The organism is Calothrix sp. 336/3 (genome assembly GCF_000734895.2).
Taxonomy (GTDB): Bacteria; Cyanobacteriota; Cyanobacteriia; order Cyanobacteriales; family Nostocaceae; genus 336-3.
The window spans coordinates 1544400-1569305 of sequence record NZ_CP011382.1 but is presented as its reverse complement, the minus strand read 5'-3'; the positions used below and the strand labels follow the sequence as shown (position 1 = coordinate 1569305).

Annotated in this window: 19 protein-coding genes and 1 tRNA gene; 5 read left to right on the top strand and 15 right to left on the bottom strand. The window is 39.1% G+C overall.

Features of this window, described 5'->3' with window-relative positions; all coding sequences use genetic code 11:
- The first annotated feature begins 4 nt into the window (after nucleotides 1-4).
- A complete protein-coding gene (locus tag IJ00_RS06210; RefSeq protein WP_035151060.1) occupies nucleotides 5-1132 on the top strand; it encodes a glycosyltransferase family 1 protein in 1128 nt (375 codons plus the stop codon).
- A gap of 59 nt (nucleotides 1133-1191) precedes the next feature.
- The gene (locus IJ00_RS06205; RefSeq protein WP_035151058.1) at nucleotides 1192-2610 is read left to right on the top strand and encodes a hypothetical protein; all 1419 of its coding nucleotides are present in this window, start codon (nucleotides 1192-1194) and stop codon (nucleotides 2608-2610) included.
- A 25-nt stretch (nucleotides 2611-2635) separates the two neighbouring features.
- Here IJ00_RS06205 and IJ00_RS06200 read toward each other — a convergent pair whose 3' ends face one another.
- The 8 genes from IJ00_RS06200 to IJ00_RS06165 form a co-directional block, all read right to left on the bottom strand.
- Nucleotides 2636-3775, bottom strand: a complete 1140-nt coding sequence (locus IJ00_RS06200) for a nucleotidyltransferase family protein (protein WP_035151056.1) — start codon at nucleotides 3773-3775, stop codon at nucleotides 2636-2638.
- Nucleotides 3776-3793: 18 nt separating this feature from the next.
- Nucleotides 3794-5650 (bottom strand): ABC transporter ATP-binding protein, encoded by a 1857-nt coding sequence (locus IJ00_RS06195; protein WP_046814732.1) that lies wholly within the window; start codon nucleotides 5648-5650, stop codon nucleotides 3794-3796.
- 5 nt (nucleotides 5651-5655) lie between these two features.
- On the bottom strand, nucleotides 5656-6546 hold the full coding sequence (locus IJ00_RS06190; RefSeq protein ID WP_035151054.1) for a hypothetical protein: 891 nt from the start codon (nucleotides 6544-6546) through the stop codon (nucleotides 5656-5658).
- A gap of 800 nt (nucleotides 6547-7346) precedes the next feature.
- Nucleotides 7347-7571, bottom strand: coding sequence for a lasso peptide (locus tag IJ00_RS30110; RefSeq protein WP_035151051.1), 225 nt, complete (start codon nucleotides 7569-7571; stop codon nucleotides 7347-7349).
- A 113-nt stretch (nucleotides 7572-7684) separates the two neighbouring features.
- Nucleotides 7685-9700 (bottom strand): lasso peptide isopeptide bond-forming cyclase, encoded by a 2016-nt coding sequence (locus tag IJ00_RS06180; protein ID WP_035151049.1) that lies wholly within the window; start codon nucleotides 9698-9700, stop codon nucleotides 7685-7687.
- Nucleotides 9697-10134: a lasso peptide biosynthesis B2 protein gene (locus IJ00_RS06175; RefSeq protein ID WP_035151046.1), complete on the bottom strand. Its 438-nt coding sequence runs from the start codon at nucleotides 10132-10134 to the stop codon at nucleotides 9697-9699. The genes IJ00_RS06180 and IJ00_RS06175 overlap by 4 nt, the downstream gene beginning before the upstream one ends.
- Nucleotides 10118-10432 carry a PqqD family peptide modification chaperone gene (locus tag IJ00_RS06170; RefSeq protein ID WP_035151044.1) on the bottom strand — a complete coding sequence of 105 codons (315 nt, stop codon included), beginning with the start codon at nucleotides 10430-10432 and terminating at the stop codon, nucleotides 10118-10120. Before IJ00_RS06170 ends, IJ00_RS06175 begins: the two co-directional genes overlap by 17 nt.
- 517 nt (nucleotides 10433-10949) lie before the next feature.
- The gene (locus IJ00_RS06165) at nucleotides 10950-11270 is read right to left on the bottom strand and encodes a hypothetical protein (RefSeq protein ID WP_035158525.1); all 321 of its coding nucleotides are present in this window, start codon (nucleotides 11268-11270) and stop codon (nucleotides 10950-10952) included.
- 217 nt (nucleotides 11271-11487) lie between these two features.
- Here IJ00_RS06165 and IJ00_RS06160 point away from each other — a divergent pair.
- Nucleotides 11488-11559, top strand: a tRNA-Gln gene (locus IJ00_RS06160).
- Nucleotides 11560-12451: 892 nt separating this feature from the next.
- On the top strand, nucleotides 12452-14662 hold the full coding sequence (locus IJ00_RS06155) for a tyrosine-protein kinase domain-containing protein (protein WP_035151043.1): 2211 nt from the start codon (nucleotides 12452-12454) through the stop codon (nucleotides 14660-14662).
- 44 nt (nucleotides 14663-14706) lie between these two features.
- Here the strand turns inward: IJ00_RS06155 and IJ00_RS06150 are convergent, their stop codons facing one another.
- The 7 genes from IJ00_RS06150 to IJ00_RS26990 form a co-directional block, all read right to left on the bottom strand.
- The gene (locus IJ00_RS06150; protein WP_035151040.1) at nucleotides 14707-15183 is read right to left on the bottom strand and encodes a hypothetical protein; all 477 of its coding nucleotides are present in this window, start codon (nucleotides 15181-15183) and stop codon (nucleotides 14707-14709) included.
- Nucleotides 15184-15343: 160 nt separating this feature from the next.
- Nucleotides 15344-15964, bottom strand: a complete 621-nt coding sequence (locus IJ00_RS06145) for a hypothetical protein (RefSeq protein WP_035151037.1) — start codon at nucleotides 15962-15964, stop codon at nucleotides 15344-15346.
- 91 nt (nucleotides 15965-16055) lie between these two features.
- A complete protein-coding gene (locus IJ00_RS06140; RefSeq protein ID WP_035151035.1) occupies nucleotides 16056-16472 on the bottom strand; it encodes a putative toxin-antitoxin system toxin component, PIN family in 417 nt (138 codons plus the stop codon).
- Nucleotides 16462-16689, bottom strand: coding sequence for a hypothetical protein (locus tag IJ00_RS06135; RefSeq protein ID WP_035151033.1), 228 nt, complete (start codon nucleotides 16687-16689; stop codon nucleotides 16462-16464). The genes IJ00_RS06140 and IJ00_RS06135 overlap by 11 nt, the downstream gene beginning before the upstream one ends.
- Before the next feature lie 225 nt (nucleotides 16690-16914).
- Nucleotides 16915-19974: a CHAT domain-containing tetratricopeptide repeat protein gene (locus IJ00_RS06130; protein ID WP_035151030.1), complete on the bottom strand. Its 3060-nt coding sequence runs from the start codon at nucleotides 19972-19974 to the stop codon at nucleotides 16915-16917.
- Nucleotides 19975-20153: 179 nt separating this feature from the next.
- Nucleotides 20154-22619, bottom strand: a complete 2466-nt coding sequence (locus tag IJ00_RS06125) for a CHAT domain-containing protein (RefSeq protein WP_046814731.1) — start codon at nucleotides 22617-22619, stop codon at nucleotides 20154-20156.
- 164 nt (nucleotides 22620-22783) lie between these two features.
- Entirely contained in the window at nucleotides 22784-23323 is a 540-nt protein-coding gene (locus tag IJ00_RS26990; RefSeq protein WP_035151027.1) for an SH3 domain-containing protein, read from the bottom strand.
- A gap of 175 nt (nucleotides 23324-23498) precedes the next feature.
- Between IJ00_RS26990 and IJ00_RS06115 the strand changes: the two genes are divergently transcribed.
- A complete protein-coding gene (locus IJ00_RS06115) occupies nucleotides 23499-24227 on the top strand; it encodes a Bax inhibitor-1 family protein (protein WP_035151026.1) in 729 nt (242 codons plus the stop codon).
- Nucleotides 24228-24906: the final 679 nt, after the last annotated feature.

Here is a 24906-nt window from a genome sequence, read left to right as displayed (position 1 = left end):
TTATATGCATATTCTCATAGCTGCTTTACACAGACCGACAAAACCGACTGGTGTCTGTAGACACGCTGCGAACCTTGCGAAATGCCTTGCAGATAATAAGAAAATTAGCCAAGTGACCTTAGTGTTAGGTTTATGGCAAAAAGATTACTTTAAAACAGCATTTCCTCTATGTTCAGAAAAAATTAACATAATTTTCGTTGATATTAAAAATAGTTCATTTTATAGAAATATTTGGTTCCTGTTTGGACTACCGAAACTAGCTGAAAAAATTAACTGCGATCGCGTGCATCTGTCATTTCCACTTCCCTTTATTCGTAAACTTTTTCCGTGTCCAGTAATCGCAACGATTCATGATTTATATCCTTATGAATGTCCAGATAATTTTGGCTATCCCAATGTGATTTTTAATCAATTATTTCTTCACCAATGTATCCAGGGTAGCGATGCTCTCGCTTGCGTTTCTCAGCAAACCTTTGATTCTCTCATCAAACACTTTCCATATATTACTAAGAAAAATAATCAAACTAAGGTAGTTTATAACTATGTAGACTTTGCAGATGTCAATATCAAATTGCCCGATAATCTTAATAATATTCTAGATTTTCCCTTCTTGCTATCCGTAGCTCAACATCGCAAGAACAAAAATCTCGATATATTAATACAAGCTTATTCTCTACTACTCCAGCAAAATCAACTCCCAGATTCAACTAAGCTGATTATTGTTGGTAGTTCTGGTCCGGAAACAGAAAATATCCAATCTTTAATTCAAGCTCTTAATCTTCAGGAACAGGTAATTTTAGTTTCCTCAATTGACGACCGTGAACTCTGCTGGCTATACAAGATCTGTGAGCTTTTCATCATCCCATCATCTAATGAAGGCTTCTGTTTTCCCCTATTAGAAGCATTATCTCTGTCATGTAAAGTAGTTTGTTCAGATATTCCCATTCTCCGAGAAGTGGGTTCATCTAAATGTTACTACTTTGACTTAAAGTATGAACCTATAAAAAATATAGCTGAAAGTATAATTGATGCTCTTGCTCAACCTCCAACGAATACCCCATTTATGGATACACGCTTTTTAAAATCAAAAATAGCCGAACAATATTTAGATATTTATCAATTAATTGGATGATTTAATGATTATAATTTTATTTTCAATTGAGTAGTTATTTCATCCTTTTAAATGAAGCTATGCCTGATAATCTTGTCATTAAATCCAAGCAGGGAGTCGTTAGAAATTCAACATTATTTCTTGCAGGCTTTGCCATTACTTTTTTACCGCGTCTTCTAACCAGCTTTGGCGTTCCCAAGGCAATAAATTTTGCTCATTTTATCATCATACCCATGGTTGTGATAATAGCGATATTAACAAGCAAAGTTAAGGAACGCAAGCAAATCTCCATAATTTGGGAACTGCTTTTCGGTATCGGACTACTGCTGGCAATCATCACTGCCAGTACTTTAGTTAATCAAGCAGGTATCATAAATCTGTGTCTTAGCTTCATATTATTAGTAGAACCATTCATTTTTATTATTGCTATCCTGGCAGTTCCCGTCGGTAGTCATAATATTCAAATTATTACACGCTGGTTATTGGGATTTGCCCTATTTAATTTATTCTTAGCCCTTGCTCAGTCTATCCTCTTGCCTCTGGGAATTTATCCTAGACCAGTAGGAGGAACGATGCAAGATAATATTGTTGGTGTGTTTGGGGGAGGAGGAGGCAGTGCAGGAAACTATATATCTTGCACCATTTCACTATATTTCGCCTTATATTTTTTGAATGGTTTCAAAACGGTTCCTGCTTGGATTAAAGTATCTACACTCTTAGCTAGTGTCTATCAAATACAGGTTTCCGATTCTAAACAAGTTCTTCTGGCAATTTTTGGGGGCTGGTTCTTATTAGTAATTCTCAAATTTAAAGACTTAAGAAAAATATTATTGTATCTAATTCTTTTTATTCTAACAGCCTACGTATTTTTCTGGGCTATCAGAAATGTAAATATAGAATTTTTTGCCGCCTTTAGAAACTGGATTGATCGCGATATCTGGGGAATAGATGGAGAAGCTAGTCGAATCAAGTTTGCTGCATTTAGACTCATTCCTCCCTATTATAAAACCCCACTGAATTGGTTGTTTGGTCTCGGTCCAGGTCACTCAGCTAGTCGTTTGGGAGGATGGGTACTACGAGATTACGAGTCAATGCTTACGCCTTTAGGTGCAACTGTTCATCCTGTAACGGCTGATTTTTGGCAGGCTATTTACAGCAACTATCTGCCCCAGGAGTCTACTATTTATTTCCCAATGTTTACATGGGTTGGAATCTGGGGAGATTTAGGTTTTCTTGGTTTAGGAGGCTACTTATATCTTTGCTCCATTATCTGGCGTAGAATGTGCCAGGATGATTTGAGTAAGTTCTTGCTACTTTCCACTGCCATTTTTGGATTCATTTTGACTCAGATGGAGGAACCAGGACAGGTGCTAACTGTAGCCTGTTTAATTGGTTTACAATGGCATCAACGACAAATTAAGTGGCGATCGCAACATCCTATGGTTAATAATTCTCCCCAAAGTCAATTCAATGTGAAAATCTCCAAAATCAAGGAATAGATAGATGATGTTCCTGATTTTTACATTAATCATCCATCAAAACACCCTTATCACGCATTAACCAGCGTAGGAATAATTCCAAGTACAGCAATTTGTTTTTTAAATGTTCTCTTACCCTCATATAGTAGAAAGTATTTTGCATGATTTTATGATGATGTTTTTTTTCATCAAGTAAATCCTGGCAAATTTCGGAAGCCAGGATAGCCACTTCTTTATCTTCTGTAATACTTTGCCATACTTCCTGGGGTAGACTAATACCTATCAAAGAATGAGTGAGAAATAAACCCACAAATAATATTCGTCGGCAATCAAATTCAGTTGCAGTCTGAATTATTTTTTGCCAGCTAATCCCAGGATTTTGTCTTATTAATTCACCAATATCAGCTAACCAACAGAGTTTTTCCCAGCGATGTCGAGAACCATGGGCACAAAGAAATAACAACCAATTTTCTGCTGAGAAAGTAGGAACTTCTATTCCTCCCATCTTTATAAATTCCAGGTTCTGCCAAATATATGGTGATGCCAGAGGAGAAGTATATTGGGGTGTAATTCTCCAATGAACTTCCACCATTATCTGTTTTTGATGATGAATAAAGTTATAAGTATGCTTACTTTTATCTTGTAAGTATTGCCTTTCTTCCTTCGCTGTTAAGCTCACCTGTGGCTCATACCCCTGAGAGATGAGAATTTGTTTAAATTTTAAAATATCTTGAGGCTGGACAATAATATCAATATCACAAAATTGGCGCAGGGAAACATTTCCATATAATAAATTTGCTAAAGCTGCACCCTTATAAGGAATTGCAGGAATATTTTGTGCTTGTAAAAGTTTTAGTAGGGTAATTAATTCCGCTGTCAAGCGTAAGCTTCTTTGAGCATTATTATAAAATAGATCGCGAAGCTGGTTATAAACATCTTGAGGAATATTTATATTAGCAATTTTATTAAAATTATTTAAATGTGTATATAGAAGAGGTATTAATCCATGATTATAAGCCTTGGATATTATTACTTGCCAATCGAGACTGTTATCTTGAATTAAGTGATGAATATATTCCTTTTCCTCATCATATAATTCCTTACGCCCAAAAGTAAGTATTATTTGATTGGTCGAATTAAGATGGATGTAATTATGTTTGAAATTTGATTTAGATAAAGTTTTCATTTTTATTTTAGATAAATGTTATGAGACCACAATATTTTGCAAATCAGGATTGTAACTAGACTCCATTTGTGCATACCAAGACTCTGAATAAATACCTCCTAAAGTTAATAATTCCTCATGGCTTCCCGATTCCACAATCTTACCTGCACGCATCACATGAATAATATCTGCTCGCATAGCTAAGGTGAAACGATGGGTAATTACAATTGCCGTTCTCCCATCAGCTAAAGTCCTAAATCTATCTAACCAATCATTTTCAGCCCATGGATCCATGGCGCTTGTTGGCTCATCTAAAATGATGATTTGAGCGCGACGGAAAAATGCTCTAGCTAAGGCTAAACGTTGCCATTGTCCACCACTTAAATCATACCCATCAGGAAATAATTTACCCAACATTGTTTGATAGTTCAGAGGTAAATGGGTAATCTTTTCATGAATACCAGATGCTTTTGCTGCTTGTTCAATTTCTGATTGTTCACTTGCTCTATAAATATCACCTAAAGCAATATTTTCTGCCACAGTGGTGTAGTAGGGAATAGGTGACTGAAATAAAATAGTAATTAACCGACGAAACTCTTGAACAGCAAAATTACGTATATCAATCCCATCAAGTTCCACACTCCCAGATTCTGGGTCATAGAAGCGACATAAAAGTTTTAATAGGGTACTTTTCCCAGCACCATTATCACCCACAATGGCAACAATTTTATCCGCAGGTATAGTGAGATTAAAATTATCTAATACAGGTTCCTGCATTCCTGGATAACGGAAAGTCACTTCTCGTAAGCGAATTTCTTTTTGTGGTTTGATGGGTACAGGAGTTGGTATACTTGGGTCAATGATTTGAGGTTTAATTTGTAAAAATTCAAATAGATTACCAATAAATAATCCGTGGCGATAGATTTTTCCTAGATTGCTCAGAAGATTTTTAATAATTCCTTGCCCTTGACTAAATGCTTGAAAGAACAGAGCTAAATCACCCAAAGTTAAAATACCTAATAATACTTGTCGTCCCATCCAAGCAAGGGCAATACCAGTAATAGCTAGAGCAATAATAGCTGCAAGTAAACGACCCAATGTTTGCAATTTTAGTAATTTAAATTGTTCCCTGATAAGTCGGTGTCGCAGTTGTTGGTAAGATAACTGAAAGTAGTTTGCAAAGTCAAATAAACGTACTTCTGCTGCCGTTACATTACTAGTTAGTAGATAATCATAGTATCCTAACCAACGGCGATCGCTAGTTGTCTTTTGCGACCAATTGTATTGGATTTTACTCAAATAAATCAGTACATAAAAAGCTGGAAAAGCACTGATGATTAAAATTGCGGGTAATCCCAAGCCATAGGGTAGCAGTACCACAGCCATTGAGATTAAAGTGACAGTATTTTGTAACAGACTCCCAATACTTTCCAATAAAGCTAAGGAGCGATCGCTGGCACCGTTCCGCGCTCGTTCTAGTTTATCATTATACTCAGAATGCTCGTAAAAACCGTAGTCTACAGCGACTGACTGTTGATGTATTAAGTTAGTGACATAATCATGAACTAGTTCCGATTGAGCGGTACGAATCCATTCTCCAAAGGAATTGAAAAATTCTACTACCAGGTAAATACCTAACATAATTCCCACTGGTAGCAAAACTTTATGAACATTAGCTGGGGAAATACCACCCCCACTGACTAAAACCAAATTATCTACAATTTGACGAGTCAGAGTAATGGAGATTGCAGGAAGGATTCCCTGAACTAGTAACATTACTACCCAAGCTATAGTCCAATAACCAGATGCAACCCATACTAGACTAATGGTTTTGACTACATGAGATAGTAAATTCCCAATTTTATTTTGCAGTTTCGTTTTTAGAGATAAGTGCATTATTTTCAGTCAACAAGTAATTCTGGATTTGCTGCTGCGATATCTTCTTCCACTAGTTTCACTAACTCAGGGAGTTCTGATAGTGATGGTTTCCTGGAAAAGCGACTGAAAGGTATATTTTTCACCAACCAATTGCACTGCTGCATATGTAAAGCATGGGATTGTGGGGATTTGAGGATACTTGTAGAAAAGCTATGACGAAGCAACTCCAGAAAAGCTTCCTGGGGTCTTAATTTTGTGATTGTATGGCGATCGCCCTTTGCTAGTACATAAATTCGCTCTAAGACTAAGGGTGTTGCCCGAAAACCATCCTGAAAGCGATAGGATAACTTAATACCATTCGGAAATACACTGGGTAAGTTGTTACTATCTTGCCCTAAGGAGTTTAGAGATTCAGAACACAGTTTAAACTGAGGAAAACTGGGAATTACTAACCCATGATTCATCACAATATCCACAGCCATAACATCCTCTGTTAAAACAGAGTAACCTTGACGATGGAAAGCTGCTGCTAAAGTTGACTTTCCCCAACCCGAACCACCCATGAATGCTACTGCTCGATGATTAATCACTACACTACTAGCATGGAGAACTAGTAACCCTCGCTGTGCTAATAAAACAGATATCATTGAACCAGCTATATTAGGGGCAAGTATCGACTCATCAATCCCATCCATCGGTTCAATTGTCAATTGTCGCCCGTCTTCTGCCAGAAAAATGGCTATGTCGTCAATTTTGCCTAGTACTCGCTGATTTCCATCGATTGTTTCTCTAGATATATGATCTAAATCTTTCCCCAAGCGCACAATTATATCTGCTTTACCCTCAGACTTTGGTAGTTCAGGTAAAGGTGTTTCGGAATGGATGCAAAGATTATAGGCGCTACATATGTACATATTATCGTGAGATATTATTCAACCTTGATAAACGGGACTGAAACATTTTTTAGAAACAAGCATGAACCAGAGAAAACTAATAATTAAACACAAAGGCAAACAATATTTCTTAGTCCCTTCTCTCTACTATTACTATTTGATTGTTTACAATTTAAGAAAGCTGTACCTCTTTTGAAGGATGCCTGAAAAGCTCGAAAATGTTTTATTCTGTCATTCTTAGCGCAGCGCAGTGTCAGGAATGATTTAGGCTTTTTTATACATATCGAGATATTACTCTACGAGAAGTCTTACACCTATATTTCCCTATGTTGTTTACCTTAAGAAAAGCTGCAAAAATATCTACAAAATAACAGAGAAGACCTTTTTCAAACAACCTCATAAGTTTAGAGGCACAGCTTAGTATAATTTCCTGAAAAACTATACTGTTAAGCTACAAAGTAAGAACAGTAAGGCAGAAGCCAAAAAGCTTATTTAAGATAATTTTCAGCTTTTTTCAACTATCAACCTGAATCTCAAATCGATAATTATTTCTGCTACACTTTGTATCAGTTGTACTGAAATTACTTGCAGGAAATCTCTCAGAGGGTGTTTATAAAATAAATATGTCATTCTGAGTGAAACGTAAAGCCTAGGGTATAGCTCCACTTACCGCGAAGGGTATGCTTGCTTTTAGAATCTAGGTTTTGCTACTCACTGAAAAGGCTAGCACCTACAATATGCTATTGCTACCTTCAGCATGATAAATTGCGGTTTTTGCCAAATTTATAAACACCCTCTAAGAAGATTAATGTCATCTTTAGTTAAAGAGCAGAAGCTCTGCGACTATAGTTACACTGCCCTATATTACCCCCATTAGTGCATGTTCCATTAGCATCGCCTGATCTACCGCTCAATTGACCATCTGCGGCATTGTCACCGGGAAAAAATATAAAATCTGTAGAACTTGGTGAAGGGTCGAAAAATTTGGTCATTTCTTCAACGCTACCGTGATTAGTCATCAGAGGCTGGCTATAAACCTTCTTCATGTTTTTTCTCCTGAAAAATGTGAGTTAGTGTGATTTTTTTGGTAGTGCTTTGCCCCAATAAATTGGACTTACGGTGTTACTTGATTACTAACAACCTGCCAAGTCTAAAATTTTCATTGATGGCATTTCTTTTCCCTATGCAGCCATGCAGCTAAAATAATTACTTGCCAAATTGTGATGATATTTATATCCTGTTCTTTCGATTCAGATGTCAAACAAGAAAAATTTTCTTTTAGCATATCAACATTTACATATGGCTGAATAATTTTTAGTTGATTGATAATTATATCTTCTAAAATATGACGATCTATTTTGAGTAATCCATGGCGAAAATTTCCTTGAGCATTGGCTTTGCCTACCCTCCATTGGATAGCTTCTGGCAAAATTTTAGTCATTGCCCGACGCATTACCATCCGTGTCCACCCTTGGTACAGTTTTTGTTCGGCAGGTAATGCTAGACAAAACTCAATCAGTCGCTTATCCATAAAAGGATGGCGAGATTCTAAAGAAAACGCCGCAGCATATCTATCTGATTGTTCTAGGGAATATACCCGCAATCCTGTAGTCATTGATCGCCATTGATATTCCCTATCTGTCATCATTGGCTTATTAATTCCCAAGTTATTAATCCGCTTTTGCAGGTGAATTTCCTTAGCAAAACTGGATTTAATCAAAGATTTGAGAGAATTTTGGGGTTTACCTCTTGTAAACCACCACTGCCATATTTGCTGTGGTATCAATTCCCAAAAAAAATAATTGTGTACCAAGTATTTACGAGAAAAACCCAAATACTTGTGAAGTTGATTAATTGCCTTGAAAAAACGAATCCAGCGAAATTGTTTAACCAGTTGAACTAGGTAGCAAGAAGCATAGCCTAAAGCTAAAGTTCTTGGGGAACTACGTAATTCTGGAGAAACTGCTACTACTTCTTGAGCAAAAGTTTCCCATTTTTCTTGAACTGCTAATTCTCGCAGTCTGTATACACCATGAGATACTGTAGAATCACCGTCAAAACCATCAAGGCAGACACGCGCTCCTATTTCTTGAGCTTTACGATTAAGTCGCCAAGGATAAAAGTGACTCGGACCGAGCAGCGCTTCATCTTCATGTTTCCAGATTTTATCTATATCTGACAACGGACCAAAGCGATCGCCATGTAAGAAATGGGGTGTAATGCCACCTTGCTCTAGGACTTTGTGTATGTAATCACGCTCATCACACTCTGTCACTTCGTCAAAAACTAGGGAAATACTGTGTAATTTTTGACTGTCTGATGACAAGAGGTGACGCGCCATACAGGTGACAGAGGAAGAATCTAAACCTCCACTGAGATGAGAAGCAACTGGGAAAGCACTACGCAAGCGACAGCGCACAGACTCTGTAAAAATTTTACAAAATTCATCTGCGTATTCCTCATCTGACTTTAGTTTAATCTCTTTCTGTATGTCAAGTATCCAATAACACCAGGATTGAATCCCTTGAGAACTAATCACCATACTATGGGCTGGTGGTAGCCGCAGAATATTTGTATAGGAAGTAATAATTTTATCTTCCATCATGAATGACAAGTAATCCCCAAGCCTGACTTCATCGAGACGACGGGGTACATAGGGTAAGCAAAATAACGCCTTGATTTCGGAGGCAAAAACAAAGCTCTTACCTGGTTGATGATGGTAATAAAAAGGCTTGACTCCAAAATGGTCACGGGCACAAAAGAGTATTTGTTGGCGCTTGTCCCAAATTGCAAAGGCAAAGTCACCTAAAAGATACTCCGGGCAATGCTCACCCCATTGTTCATAGGCAGCTAAAATAATCTGACTATCAGTAATTTTATCTACAGAATATTCAGGAAAGTATAAATTATATAGTTTTTCTAATAGTTCTTCGCGGTTATCGATGCGAGCATCGGCAGTAATTATCAAATCACCTGTTTGGTTGGTTCCTGGTAACTTTTCTATTAAGGATTCTGGTGTTGTCCACAGCATCCGATGTCCCAAACCTACACCACCATCAACCCAGATATCTGCACCATCAGGTCCCCTATGGGCGAGAATATCTACCATCTGTTGTAAATATTTCTCCTCTACAGGACAACCATCAAGATGATATATTCCCAAAATACCACTCATATTTTCACTCCTACTAATGATGGCAGTGGCATGAAACGGGAAAGGTCTGAGAGATTACCGATAATTATCAATCCTTGATACTCAATCCAGGCGTGTGCTTCTAGCTTGCCTGTGGTATCTTTTGCGACACCAATTCGCAGTTCTGGATTGTAACCATTACGACGCATTATCAACTCTGTGGCTAGGGCACGGGCAAGACATTTGACTCCTGGTAAATAACGAGTCGCAACGTTGACAGCCCAAACAATTTTATTGATGGATACTGGTTTGGCAGTTTTACAACTAGGTTGACTAATTCGATGCAGAAATTTCAGTAAATCACGAAACTTGAATAACTTTAGTCCGATACGGATAGCAGCCAGTATCAAAAAAGTCTGAGCTAAAAATTGTAAGTCTCCTGGTTGTAATCTCTGCAATTTATGCAGCAGTCTCATTTTTGACCTCAATTAATTCAGCATGAATGAGATCTTGCAGTAATGCTTGTAAATCGCGATCGCACTCCTCCAATGTCACCTCATACTCTGCTAGTAACGCAGCTTGGATATCTTTTACTGGTTTGGGTTGCTGAATTAAATCCCAAATTCGACTACCAACTTCATTTAAACCGTGATACACTCCTGTTTTCAGGTTAAGAATAACAATTTCTCCACCCAAGTCAGAGGATATTTGGTCAGCACAAACACTGACAAAAGAGGTATCTGATATTTGCATTTGCAATTCTTGACTACTCATGTCACCTCAATCTCAACAATTACTAAATTTCGCCTCAGACAAGTATTTTCCGTGTAGATACTCTCTCCGTTGAGAGGCAGGAAAATATTTATCAACAATGGCTCTGGGAGAAGATAATTTGTGTATAAATTAATTGATTTCTTCTCCAAGTCATAAGCAATGACTCAAATACTTTGGTTTTTCTGAAGACAACAAGGCATTTCGTTGATTTTCCCTGGTCTGAAATGCTTTCTTAATTGCTTACTTGAACACTTATTTAACTACGGAAGAGTTAAAAGGCTAAATTAAATACTTTAATTTGGTGGAGATGCTTACGTACGTTTCTACAGCCAAGTATACATACAGAATACACACATTGTTGGTCAAATTTATGAAAACAATATAATTTTTCTGAATACAGTTAATTTTTTATAAAGTTAGAAAATATATGCATACAGCTTTTCGAGTGCAAAAATACTGTTATTTGATAGATGTAAAACAAGCTTGGCGAGCCTGCAAGCTAAGTCTAGAGTCCCCATCATCCTGGAATCTCTTCCGCTACCTTCAATAATGCTGTCCACATATCAGAGGGTTCAGAATAATAATCAATTTCTTCGACTCGATAGCGCTGGGAGCCGGAACCGTTATTTAAGATAATATGGTCACCTGCTTTTACACCTCTAAATTGAGCTGTGATGTAGCTGCCATCATCTGTAGTCTCCAAGACATAGTCCTGTCCACAGACAAATTCGGTACAATCATAGACTTTAGTTTTTCGCTGTCTGGCTTGACTTGTGGCTAAATTCACCAATGAAGCCAAAATCATACTCAGGCTGAGACTTAACTTGGTGGAAGACATAATCTGTAAGGTTAGTGGTTCTAAGGCTGATAGGATAATTCTATCTATCACCCTAAGCGATGAATATATATAGTGGCAATTATTTTTCTGGAAAGTAATTCACCAAAACAAAATACTCCATAGTTGGGATTCCCTGAGAAAATTACTTCCCAAAATTGCCACAAACTACTTGACATTTTCCCGACAGCCATTGCTATAATAGCTGAGGTGAACGCGATGGGGCGTCGCCAAGTGGTAAGGCACCGGGTTTTGGTCCCGGCATTCCTAGGTTCGAATCCTAGCGCCCCAGCATTATATTTGAATTACAAGGGCAGGCTTTATGCTTGTCCTTGTTGTTTTTTTGTGAGAAATTAAGTGATTCGCTATCATCAATATCCACATGACAAATAAAAGTTTGTCCGGACACACTCCAAATCAGATGTAAGCATGATTGGAAACAAGCAAAATATATTAGTACCTAAGTATTATTTTGAGAAAATTAAGAATTATGTAAAAAAACAAGTAGTGCAAGCGTCTTGCTTGCTGTTTTGCAAACGTGGGTAAGACTTCGGACGTTCTGCGAAGCTCAATCGAACACTCAATCCTTCGACAAGCTCAGGAACCATCGAGGCGCGTGAGCGCTTTTGTATATATTTAGATGTGCTGCCGCTTACTATGAAGTGTTGCACACCCTATGGACAAGCGCAAAAGCCCCCACAGAATGACAATGAATTATTTATTTCATAGAGTTAAACCTCGTCTATTTTGATAACCGTAGTTTGGAACTCCAGATTCTGAGATTGATACTCTGCGAGAAGTCTCGCTTCCCTCGTCTACCTAACGTCGTAATGACAAAACTCCACTTTTCATGATGGAAAAAGTTTATCTGTGGCTGAGATATTAGTTCACAGCGCATATCAAAGAGATAGTATAAAAAATTCATATATTTTTAAGCAAAGTTAAAATCTGTTCACAAATTTCTCCTACGCAATGTTACTGTAGGTATAACCTAATGCTCTAAAGTGCAGGGGCATTGACAAAATTCTATCCAGGGACAGCTATCTATCGTATTTCTCTACGGACTCTCACGAGTATCGGACTGATTTGGATTGCCTAAAGATGTTTCTTTTTTAATTAGGCTTAAGTCCTAGTCAGACAGGCAAACCATATCGGTAGTAAAAGTAATTTATCTTACCAAGGCTATGCTGAAGTCAGACAGATATCTGCAACCGTTGTCACCATCTCAAGCTATTCAGTTCAATCAAGGAAATAATGATGGAGAAGAGGGAGGATTAAATTTAGGTCAAGTCGGAGCAACCCTGCGTCGTCGTGCTTTATTAGTTGTTGGTATTACTGGTGTTGTGGCAACGGCAGCAGTTTTAAAGGCAAAAACCGATCCTCCAGCATATCAAGGTAGTTTTGAGATTCTGACAGAACCGGTTACGGGAGAAAGTAAGGCGATCGCCAATGTGCCACAAACTTTAGGTTCTGTCACCGCACCGGAATCCTCAACAGAAACTACAATTCAAGTACTACAGAGTCGCCGAGTTCTCAATCCTGTAATTAAAGAATTACAAGCCAAATACCAGCAAAAATATCCAGAGATGGAATTTACCTATGAATCCATCGTTGGAGGTTTGAACATTGCATCTAAAAAACAAAATGTCAATATTCTCGAAGTCGAATACATCAGTCCCAACGAAGAGATTACCCGTGACTTTTTAAGTGCTGTTGCCCGTGCTTACCTCAACTATAGTTTGGCAGAGCGGCGCAATGATGTAGAGCAGGCAATTAAATTTGTTGAGCAACAAAGGGTACCCTTAGAACAAAGGGTAAAAATGTGGCAAGAAAGATTACGGGCAATACGACAACAGAATAATTTAGTTGATCCAGCAAGTAGATCCCAGGAAATTTCCACACAAATCAACGTTTTTACCCAGCAGCGTATCGAAAACCGGGTACAGTTGGAACAAATGGTATCTAAATACCAAGATTTACAAAAAGAGCTTACCCAACAACCAGGAGCGGCAGCTAGTTTTTCCATCCTGAGTGAGAATGCCCGCTACCAAAAAATCTTAGACCAAATTCAATCAATTGATGCAGATATTGCCAAACGGGGTTCCATCTTCACCAATCAAGAAGAGGGAATGCAACGACTAGCAGAGCAAAAAAGCACAATGATTGGGATGTTAGATACGGAAAAAGCGCGGGTGAATCGAGATTTTCAAAGTCGGATTCAGGAATTGCGAGCCCGTGATGCTTCCCTAGAAGATAAAATTAATAATCTCAATAGCTACCTGCGAGCCTTAGCGGCGGTGAATCGAGACTATGATAATATCCAGCAGGAACTGAAAATTGCCAATGATGCCCTGACTCAGTTTACCAGCAAGCAACAGGCATTACGGATTGAGTATGCCCAAAGATTACAACCATGGAGGTCTTTAGATCCGGAATTTACCAAAGTTCAGAAACCAGAAGCAGTATCTGATAGTGCGAAACGAAACCTGGCTTTGGGCGGATTACTAGGCTTACTCCTAGGTACTGGGGCAGCTTTAGTAGTAGATAAACTGAGTAATGTATTTTACACTTCCAAAGACCTCAAAGAAGCAACAGGATTACCGTTGTTGGGTGTAGTTCCCTTACGGAAAGAATTGGCTGTTAAGAAACAGGATAGTTTGGCAGCAGGATTACCCCAAGCCGCTCGTGCTTCCTTCTTTGAGGTTTTTCGTTCCCTATATACCAATATTCTCTTGCTGGGTTCTGACTCACCGATTCGTTCTTTGGTGATTAGTTCGGCTGATCAGGGGGATGGCAAGTCTACGGTGGCGATTCATTTGGCTTTAGCGGCGGCAGCTATGGGGCAACGGGTGTTACTGGTGGATGCGAATTTGCGTTTTCCCTCTTTGCATCAGCGTGTGGGTTTGATGAATATTCAGGGGTTAACTGATGTCATTTCGGCGGATTTGGATTGGAGTAATGTGATTGAGCGATCGCCCCTCGAAGACAACCTTTACCTCATGTCCGCAGGTCCGATTCCCCCAGACTCTGTCCGCTTACTTGCATCTCAAAAAATGCAGGATTTAATGAATGAAATGCATGATAGCTTTGACTTGGTAATCTATGATACTCCTCCTGTCGTGGGTTTCGCGGATGCAAATTTGCTAGCCGCCAACACCAACGGTATGGTTTTAGTGGCAGGTTTAGGTAAATTAAAACGCACTATGTTCCAACAGGCTTTGGAAGAAATGCAAATTTCTGGCACTCCTCTGTTAGGGATGATTGCGAATAAGTCAAAAGAAGCTGCACCAGCCGCTTACAGCTACTACCAACAATACTACAGACAAACTATGAGTGCTGAACGGATTACAGGTGATAAGGATAGTGTAGAAGCTTCCGTACCTAAAGTAAAATAGGGGTAAATTAAGTGAGGGTGAATATCAAAAACACCCTTACGCTGTTACTTCTCAGGTGATTTCAGAGCCTGATCTAAGACTTGTCTTGCTTGCTCTGCTTTTGCTCTTGCTTCCTGGTAACGCAGATTAGCTTGGGCAAAGTTTTTCAGTACTTTAAAGCCTTCCTTGAGTCGAGTAATTTCCTCTTCGGTGACAGACTGATCAGAAAATAAGATATCTACAGCTTTTCGTACTTCTAAAGCTTCACCTCGAGATTCTTGAACTTTCAGTTTTAGTGTCGCCAAATTATTCAAAATCTGTACAGCTTGAGTAATTGCGTCTTCTCCGGTGGTATCCATTGAGACTTCTTTTACTTCCACTAACTGTTCAGAACTAAATCCATCTTCTAATTCTGTGGGTAATTTCCCCTCATCCATCAGTTGCATCAGCTGATCCATTGCCTTTTCGCGGGCTTTGGCTGAATCTTTACCAGGAACAGTCAGGACAATTTCTGGACATTGGGGGAGTGTGTACTGAGGCATAGGTTAACAAGTTTCTAGGGGCTGGGCAAGCAAGAGAATAATTCTAACATGATGCAGTGTGGAGAAATGATTTGATATTTACGTCCGAAGTTTTGTCCCTTCTCTTTCCCATCATGCTTCAACTCATCCCAATATTGAGGATTTCAGTATGATTGCAATATCATGCTTTTTGACAAGATGTATTAAGGGAACTGTTTTTATTCAGAGGACAAATCACCTTATTTTGCGATCGCAGATAAATAGCTTGACTATCTCCATCAGAACCAAGACTCAAAAGATTTGTCTGGGCATTATACGTAAACTTAAAAATCTCTATCATACCGACACTTGTATCAAACCTATGTATATTCCAACACCAGAAGCCAGTGCGATCGCATTCGTACAAGAATAGACTACCGTAGTTGTCATCAAAGTATAAGGCAGAATAGGCTATATGATAAACCTTTCCCCAGGGTTGGACAGTCAAACTCGAACCAGGATCATAGCTCACAAATGCAGGAAATAGAGCGAATATAAGTAGGGGAATCAGGAGTAAGTTTTTCAACCACTGCCACGGAATGCGTCGGTATTTCAGTTCTTTCCAAATAGCAACAATAATAACAACAGCAACTATTCCTAGGAGGACGGGAAAACCAACTATAGTGAGCATTGCAGGTATGGTCAAGATGTTATTCACGATTACTGCGAGCCAATAATTACCTGGTAAAGAGCCGCTCAGAAATAAAGCCAGCAGCCAATGTAACCCAGCCAATATCACTAAAAACAACCAGACAAATCGCATACTTCTGCAACAATGTAGAGATGTTCCGCCGGAAAGTCTGCACAAGGGTTTCAGGCAACGCATAGTTAAATTCGGTTGATATCTATTTGAATCAATCAAGGTTTAGAAAGTCTCTGGGAGTAATAATCTGGTTTTGATATTCAGCTAAAGTATTGAGTGATAAAAGGTCTCGATCCCCTGTGATTAAAAACTCAGCTTTAGCATCTTTAAGAAGTTCTAAAAACTTGTTGTCATCTGGGTCTCTACAGATATTTACTTGAAATTTTATTTCTATAAATTGACTGTATTTTTTAACTATGTTCAAAAAATCTTGTCGGTCTGTATCTGAGATATATTTATCAAATTTAGGTTTATAGATTCGTATGCTTAATTCTTGGTAAGTATCCTCGCTTTGGGCGATTTTGAATGCTTTATAGGCTTTATCTAAGGCTTGACGGGTTGTTCCGTTAGGACTGAGGACAGCACTAAGTAAAACATTTGTGTCAATGACAATTAGTTTATGATTCATCGGCGAGTAATTCTTCTAGAGTTTCTTCCGTTAGTCCTTTGATTTGAGCATTTCTACCGATTCTGTCAAAAACACTAAGTAAATCTTCATCTTGATTTGTTGAAGCAGTTTTCTTGATTTCTTGAATGAGTTTTTCTTGTTCCTGTGCTGGAAGTTGTAGAACAAGATTAAGAATTTGCTCGAAGCTTAGGGGGAGTTGATAGATTTTTTTAGTCATAGTGGTTTATAAGTTTTAGGTTATGGGGAATTGCTTTATATCGATTTTACATCTGGATTCTGCTACAGCGATAGAACAGTCTCAGCTACTTCCTTGGCACCGTTGCGATGGGTACAAAATGCATAGTGGGAGCGAGACACTCCCTGATTTGAGGACGCGGTTAAGATGCCCGCACTACGGTAATTCTAAATTTTCGGTTATACCATTTAGCTGCACATCAGCTTATTACTCCGCTTCGCCAATTAGGGTAAAAGCCGCCCAAGAACTGGGATTAGGATGCTGTTTCATCGTCGTTAACATTGCCTGTCGCAGCGCCTGGGCTTTATCAGGGCTTTTACTGATGTTTTTGTAAAATTCCGTCATTAACTCGGCTGTCGGCGCGTCGGGAACCGCCCAGAGCGATACTAAGACACTGGGTACACCCGCAGTAATTAGGGAACGAGATAAACCTATTACCCCATCTCCAGCAATTCTTCCTCTTCCGGTATCGCAAGCGCTGAGTACGACTAATTCGGCGTTGAGTTTTAAATCCAGGATTTCTCCAGCAGTCAAAAGACCATCACTATTTTTGTCTGTTTTGTTACCTGGAGCTAAAGCAATACTACTATTTAAACCTTGAAAATCATCAAATAATCCGTGGGTAGCTAAATGAATTAATCGAGCTTGGGATAAGCGTTTTTTCACCTCGGTTTCTGTGGCTTGATTACCTGTCAGAGATTGAGTTTGAAATAATTTTCCAATGGCATTTGCTTCTCTTTCTGCACCAGGTAATGCTGATAATTGTTGCGGTGCTTCTCCAATTTTAGGTGATACTGCTGGCATGGTGGGATTTCCGACTATCAGCAGATTATTGGGTTGGATGGGTTTGTTACCGATGCGTTGTTTCTGTTTGCGGGTTAAATCGAGAACCTGAATTGATGGAGAGGTGAGAATGGTGTGTTTTTCAATTAAATATTTCCCGTCTTTGTCTTGGAGTGCTGAGAAGGGAACCAGGAATAAGCTACCTTGGGGAATGAATGTAACCCTGTCGTTAGGGTTTTTGGGTAATAAGTCTGCGATGGGGTTGATTAATAGTTCGTGGAGACGTTTGAGTTTATTGCTCGCTTTGGGTGCGTCGGAATTATAGGAGACATTAATACCGCGAAAAGCTGTACCCCTAACACCAATTGATTCGCGGGTGATAGTTACAATATCTTTTAAAGTTGTGTTTTCTTTTTGCCACAATGGTTTTAAATCTGCTTTACGGAAGCTGACTTCTCCGGTAGGTTTAATTACCCAGATATATAATTCCGATTCTTTAGTTTCTTCTTTACCTGCTACTTTGAATTCATCAGTAATGATTGAATATTGAACCAGGGTGGCATTTTGGGATTTGGCGATTTGTTTAATTTGGTTAATATTGATTTCTGGGGAAGCATTCTGATTAGGATTTAAGCGACTAATTAATAAATCTACAAAAGCTCTTGCGCGTCCATTTTCTGAGACTTCTAAAGCTGCGTCGGTTTTATTTTGAGCTACTAAAACTCGCTGCAAAATTTCATAGGTAAGTGTTTGCTGCTCAAAAATAGAAATTTTTAAATCATCTCGACCAGCTAGTTTACCTCGTTGAGATTTCCAAACTTCAATCCCCTGCTTTAAAACTTTTTCTGCTGCGGAAAGATTTCCCGATTTCCTAAAAGTAGAACCCAAATTATTCAGCGCAGCACCTTCACCAAAGCGATCGCCTATTTGTTTGAAGATTCCCAAAGCTTGTTGGAAGAGGTCAATGGCTTTTTTTGGTTCTCCCTGAACATCATACACATTCCCCAAATTATTGAGGACAGATGCTTCCCCGGAACGCTCACCAATTTCTTTGGCAATTTTGAGACGTTGTTGGTAGAAGTCTATGGCTTTTTGATAGTCTCCTAAAGCATCATATACTGTTCCTAGATTACCTAACGCTTTCCCAATCCCGGAACGATTCCCGATTTTTTTGTCAATTGCTAAAGCTTGTTGGTAGGATGCAATCGCTTTTTGATAGTCTTTGAGGGAAGCATAAGCATTTCCCAGATTTGTCAGCGCAGCACTTTCACCAGTAAGTTCGCCAATTTGTTTGGAGATTTGTAAACGCTGTTGGTGGAATTCAATCGCTTTTCGATATTCTCCCAAGGAATAGTAAATATTTCCCAAACCACCCAACGCACCACCTTCTCCGGAGCGATCGCCTATTTTTTTGAAGATTGCTAAACTTTGTTGGTGGAAGTCAATCCCTTGTTTGTAGTCTCCCTGGGAATAGTAAACATTTCCCAAGCTACTGAGTACATTACCTTCACGAGGACGATCGCCTATTTGTTGGAAAATTTTTAAAGCTTGTTGGAGGAACTCAACCGCTTTTTGAGATTCCCCTAAATCACTGTAAGCATTTCCCAAACTATTCAACCTTGTTCCTTGAACTGCGCGATCGCCAATTTCTTGAGCAATTGCTAAACTTTGTTGATATAACTTAATGGCTTTTTGGTATTCCCCTAGGGAAGAGTAAACAGCTCCTAAATTACCTAGTACAAGACCTTCACCTCGACGATCACCAATTTGGGGGAAGATGGTTAAAGCTTGTTGGTAGAAATCAATTGCTTTTGAGAACTCTCCTTGGTAATAATAAACATTTCCCAAATTCAGCAATGCTTTTCCCACACCGGAGCGATCGCCAAGTTCCCTAGATATCACTAAACGCTGTTGGTGGAATTCAATCGCTTTTTGGTATTCCCCCAGAGAAAAGTAAACACTTCCTAAATTACTTAAAGCAGAAGCAACACCTGGGCGATCGCCAAGTTCTTTGGCAATTTTTAAACGCTGTTGGTGGAATTCAATTGCTTTTTGATATTCCCCCAGAGCATCGTAAGCAACTCCCAGATTACCCAGAGAACGACCTTCACCTGCGCGATCGCCAATTTGTTTAAAAATTACTAAACCTTGTTGGTGAAAATCAATGGCTTTGCGATAATCTCCCAAGATATAGTAAGCATTGCCGATATTACCCAACGCTTGTGCTTCCCCTCTTCTATCCTTGATTTGTCGGTATATTTGCAGCGCTTTTTCGTAAGACAATAAAGCAGCTTTTAACTTACCTGCTTGAAACTGCTCTATACCTTCTTCTAAAAGGTTATCTGCTTCTGTCTTTCTCTGTGCATTACTTTGGGCTAAAACCTGGGATGTCGTTGATAAAATCGCTAAATTGGGAACAAAAGAAGTAGATAAAAATAAGAATAAGCTGATAAGAATACTTTGCTGAATTCGATTATTTGCCACGATTATCACCTCTCACCACTACAACGAACCACTTGAATTAATACCAGTCCAATCTTGATGATTTGGATATTTTTAAATTGAAATTTATTTATCAAAAAAATAGTTACATTCTCATCTACTTTCCAAATAAATTATATTTTTCTTTCTGCGATTCTCTTCCTAACTCGCCTATTTTGTAATTACTCCGCTTCGCCAATCAGGGTAAAAGCCGCCCAAGAACTGGGATTAGGATGCTGTTTCATCGTTGTCAACATTGCCTGTCGCAGCGCCTGAGCTTTATCAGGGTTTTTACTGATATTTTTGTAAAATTCCGTCATTAACTCGGCTGTCGGCGCGTCGGGAACCGCCCAGAGCGATACTAAGACACTGGGTACACCGGCGGTAATTAGGGAGCGAGATAAACCAATTACCCCATCCCCAGAAATACGTCCCCTTCCGGTATCGCAAGCGCTGAGTACGACTAATTCGGCGTTGAGTTTTAAATCCAGGATTTCCCCGGCACTTAACAAACCGTCGTTTTTCTTGTCACCTTTATTACCGGGAGCTAGGGCGATACTACTATTTAAACCCTGAACATTATCGAATAGCCCGTGGGTAGCTAAGTGAATAAACTGAGCTTGGGATAATCTTTTTGTAACTTCTGTTTCCGTGGCTTGATTACCTGTGAGGGATTTCGCTTTGAAGAGGTTGGCGATCGCCTTTGCTTCTCTTTCTGCACCAGGTAATGCTGATAATTGTTGCGGTGCTTCTCCAATTTTAGGCGATACTGCTGGCATGGTGGGATTTCCGACTATCAGCAGATTATTGGGTTGGATGGGTTTTTTACCGATGCGTTGTTTCTGTTTGCGGGTTAAATCGAGAACCTGAATTGATGGGGAGGTGAGAATGGTGTGTTTTTCAATTAAATATTTCCCGTCTTTGTCTTGGAGTGCTGAGAAGGGAACCAGAAATAAGCTACCTTGGGGAATGAATGTAACCCTGTCGTTAGGGTTTTTGGGAAGTAAATCTGCAATGGGATTAATTAATAGTTCGTGGAGACGTTTGAGTTTATTGCTCGCTTTGGCTGCGTCGGGATTATAGGAGACATTAATACCGCGAAAAGCTGTACCTCTTGCACCAATAGATTCACGACTGGTGGTGACAAGTTCGTTTAAATTTGTGTTTTCTTTTTGCCACAATGGTTTTAAATCAACTTTACGGAAGGTTACTTCTCCTGTTGGTTTTACAACCCAAATATATAATTCCGATTCTTTCCATCCTTGCTTACCTTGGAATTTAAATTCATCTAAAATCAGAGAATATTCTACAAGGGTTGTATTTTGTGATTTGGCAATTTGTTTAATTTCGGCAATTGTGGGTGGTTGCAAGGATGGGGTATTGGATTTATTTGATAAGCGCGAATTCAACAGTTCGACAAAAGCTCGTCCTCGTCCCCGTTCCGATATTTCTAAGGCTGTATCAATTTTATTTTGGGCAATTAATACCTGTTGTAAACCTCGATAAATATAAATTTGAGTATCTAGAATCGCGACTTTTTCATTATCTTTTAATCCTCCTCGCAAGGATTCCCAAACTTGCATTCCCTCCATCAATGTCTTTTCAGCTAAAGCCAATTTACCTTGTTTGTAGAAAACAAATCCGAGATTGTGGAGGTTAACACCTTCAGCTTGACGGTCTTTGAGTTGTCGCGTCAGGGGTAAAACCTGTTGTAAATTATCGATTGCTTTAGGGAAGTTCCCTGATGAAAGGTAGACAACTGCAAGGTTTCCTAATGAACCACTTTCACCATGACGGTCTTTGATTTCTTTCGCTATTTTTAAACTCTGTTGGTGGTATCCAATCGCTTTTTGGTATTCTCCGAGGAAATAATAGCCATTACCCAAACCTGAAAGTGCTTTACTCTCAGCATCACGGTCTTTAATTTCTCGAGCAATTTCTAAACTTTTTTGATGATACTCAATTGCTTTGGGATAATCTTCTAAACCTCGGTAGGAAATACCGATATTATTTAAGGTACCAGCTTCGTTTTTTCGGTCTTTTAATTGTTGTGCAATCTGCAAACTTTCTTGTTGATGGTCGATCGCTTTGCGGTAATCTCCCACGGAATGGTAAATCAAACCAAGATTTGTCAAAGTGACAGACTGGGTAGAGAGATTTTTGGTTTCTCGCGCAATCGCCAAGCTTTTTTCCTGGTGTGCGATCGCCTGAGCATATTCTCCCATTCGATAGTAAATAGAACCAATCTCTCCCACAGTTGCAGCTTCCGCATCACGATCTTGAAGCTTTTGGGCAATTTTTAAACTTTGTTGTTGATAATCCAACGCTTTGGGATAATCTCCTAGGGCAGAATATGCAAAACCAATTCCTCCCAGAGCTAAACGTTCTTCCTTTGGTTTTTTCAGTTCACGAAATATTTTCAGCGCTTGTTGCCAAGATTCTAAGGAAGCTTCAAATTGATTATTTTGTAATTGCTCAAAGGCTTTAATAAACCAACGACCTCCCTCGATCAAGCGTGGGTCTTCTGTTTGTGCTACTACCCGTGATTGATTACTAAAAATCGGTATATTGGGAATTAAACAAGTGGAAACAAGTAATAGTAAGCTCACAAAAATATGTTGTGAAATGCGATAATTACTGCTATTCATAACTTCCTTTATCAGAAAAAATAGGTCAATACAGTTTCAATTGCCAATGATGGTAGATGCTTTTGATTTATACTTCTTTGTCCTTGAGGAGGTACGCAATTTTCTAAGTATAAAATATATTGTTAATTGTAATACATCGTAGGGCGATCGCCGAGCTTGATTAGTTAGTACTCAGGACAGCTGATAATACATCCCCGTTGCCAGAAAGATAGTTGGTCGCCTCGTACCCAACCACGAACCCCATTGGTAAACCTGACATAATACCAAGGATACTGTCCTACCTGTTGAGGGGCACTTTCCAGAGTCACGACATCACCGGACATGGCAGCGTATAAAACTTTACTGTTTAACTTGGGAGACGATCGCACATTAGTTTTAATTCCCCGCTTACCCGTTACCATGGCATAGGGCTTTTTATCCAGCCTTAATCGAGCTAAATCACTGCGTATCCAACCAGTTTGCGTCCCTTCGACCCTAGGTTGCACGTAATACCAGTAATTACCATCGCTACCTACGGTAATGTTAATCACATCAAAATCACCCCCCTGGGGCAAAATTTCGTAGACAGGTGCTGCTAAAGATGGTTCAGCTCGCAGATTGCTTCTAGTTGTCACAGTTCCAGGAAGGGCGATCGCGGGTAATACTCCAGTCACCAATGTCCCAAAAGTCAATAGTCCCACAGTTAATTTTGTTGTCAGACCCATAAATTCTCCAGAAGCAGGTTGGTAATAATTTATATTTCTCAGCTATTCCGGGGGTATGCAAAAATACCGGACATTCCTATCCCCCTTGACGCTGATCATAGTGGTGACTCTGCCATAGAGAAAAATGAGCCAAAATAGAAGTAGGAATATCCCTGTTAAACATCAACCTGAAAATATGAGCAATACTAGTAACTTCCGGGAAGCGATTCGGGACGCACGTACCCAAGCTCTTGTGGGACCAAATGTGATTGCGAAAGCACTTCCTTTTGTTGGTGGTGGATTAGTACTAACTGCTTTGGGAACCTATGGTGGTTTAGGAGTTATCCGCACCCAACCCGGACTATTCTTTCCTACCTTCATCGGTGCAGTCATCCTAGAACTCATTCTATTTTTTGTGGCTCAAAATGCTGCGGAAAAGGGTAATAAGGCGATCGCCCTCCCCCTACTGGCAACCTACAGTCTATTATCTGGTTATACTCTCAGTGGCTTGGTTTATCTTGCCCTGAAAACCCCAGGTGTGGGTATTTCTGGTATCGGTTTTGCCGCTTTGGGTTGTGGTGTAACTTTTATCTTTGCTCGACAAATTGGCTCTAATCTGTCTGAGTCTGATGGGATGGCTTTATCTAAAACTGTCAGTCTGGGAATTATTGCCCTAGTTGTCGTTTGTCTGGCACAGTTTCTCTTTGCTATCTTCGGTGTCTACACACCCACTTGGTTAGAGATTGCCATTTCTGGGATTGGAGTCTTTCTGTTTGTTGGTAGCGCTGTGGTGGATTTTTATATCCTCCCTCGTACCTACCGCAACGATCAGTACCTCCCCGCAGCTTTATCGATGTACCTCACCTACATCAATTTGTTTATCTTTATCCTGCGGTTGTTGATTGCTTTGAATGGTCGTGATTAATATCAAATTTGGCTAATTAACGACAATATTTTTGATTTTTGACATAACTTTAGTGGCTGGCAGCGTTTCCATGATTTTTTCTGGCACTGCCAGCTTTAATTTATCCATCAATTTATTGCAGCTCTTATAAGAAAGTTTTGCAATTACTGAATGTATTTTAATTATGGTACAATAGTACTATATCAATTGATTTAATGTTGGGGGATAAAGCAGTAAAGTTGTTGATAAATAGGGATTGACTGGCAGTAGTTTAGAGCCCAGGGATACCCAAGGGAGACAGGCGATCGCCCCTGGAACATTTTAAGTTTTTTTAAGATATCTATTGATTACTCATGTCTAAAAGTTACAAGCATTTATCCGGAAAAACATGGATGGCATTTGTAAAATTAGTATAAACTAATATATTGACAACTAGTATAATTGCAGTGAGAATTTAACAGGCTCACTCTTTTTAATAAAGCTAATATTTTATTTATTTAAAGAAAATAAAAAAGCGAAGAATTTTTCCGTTATTTAACGTTTCTAGTAGGAAAATATTTATTTAATACCTAGTCTCTAGCGAGATGAAATTCTATTCTGTCGTCATTTAATTTGAGTTGTGGAGGTAGGAAAGTCAGGAAATTGCAAATGTTACCCAGTTAACTCCTTTTTTGGGAGGCGTAAAATTATCATTCCCATA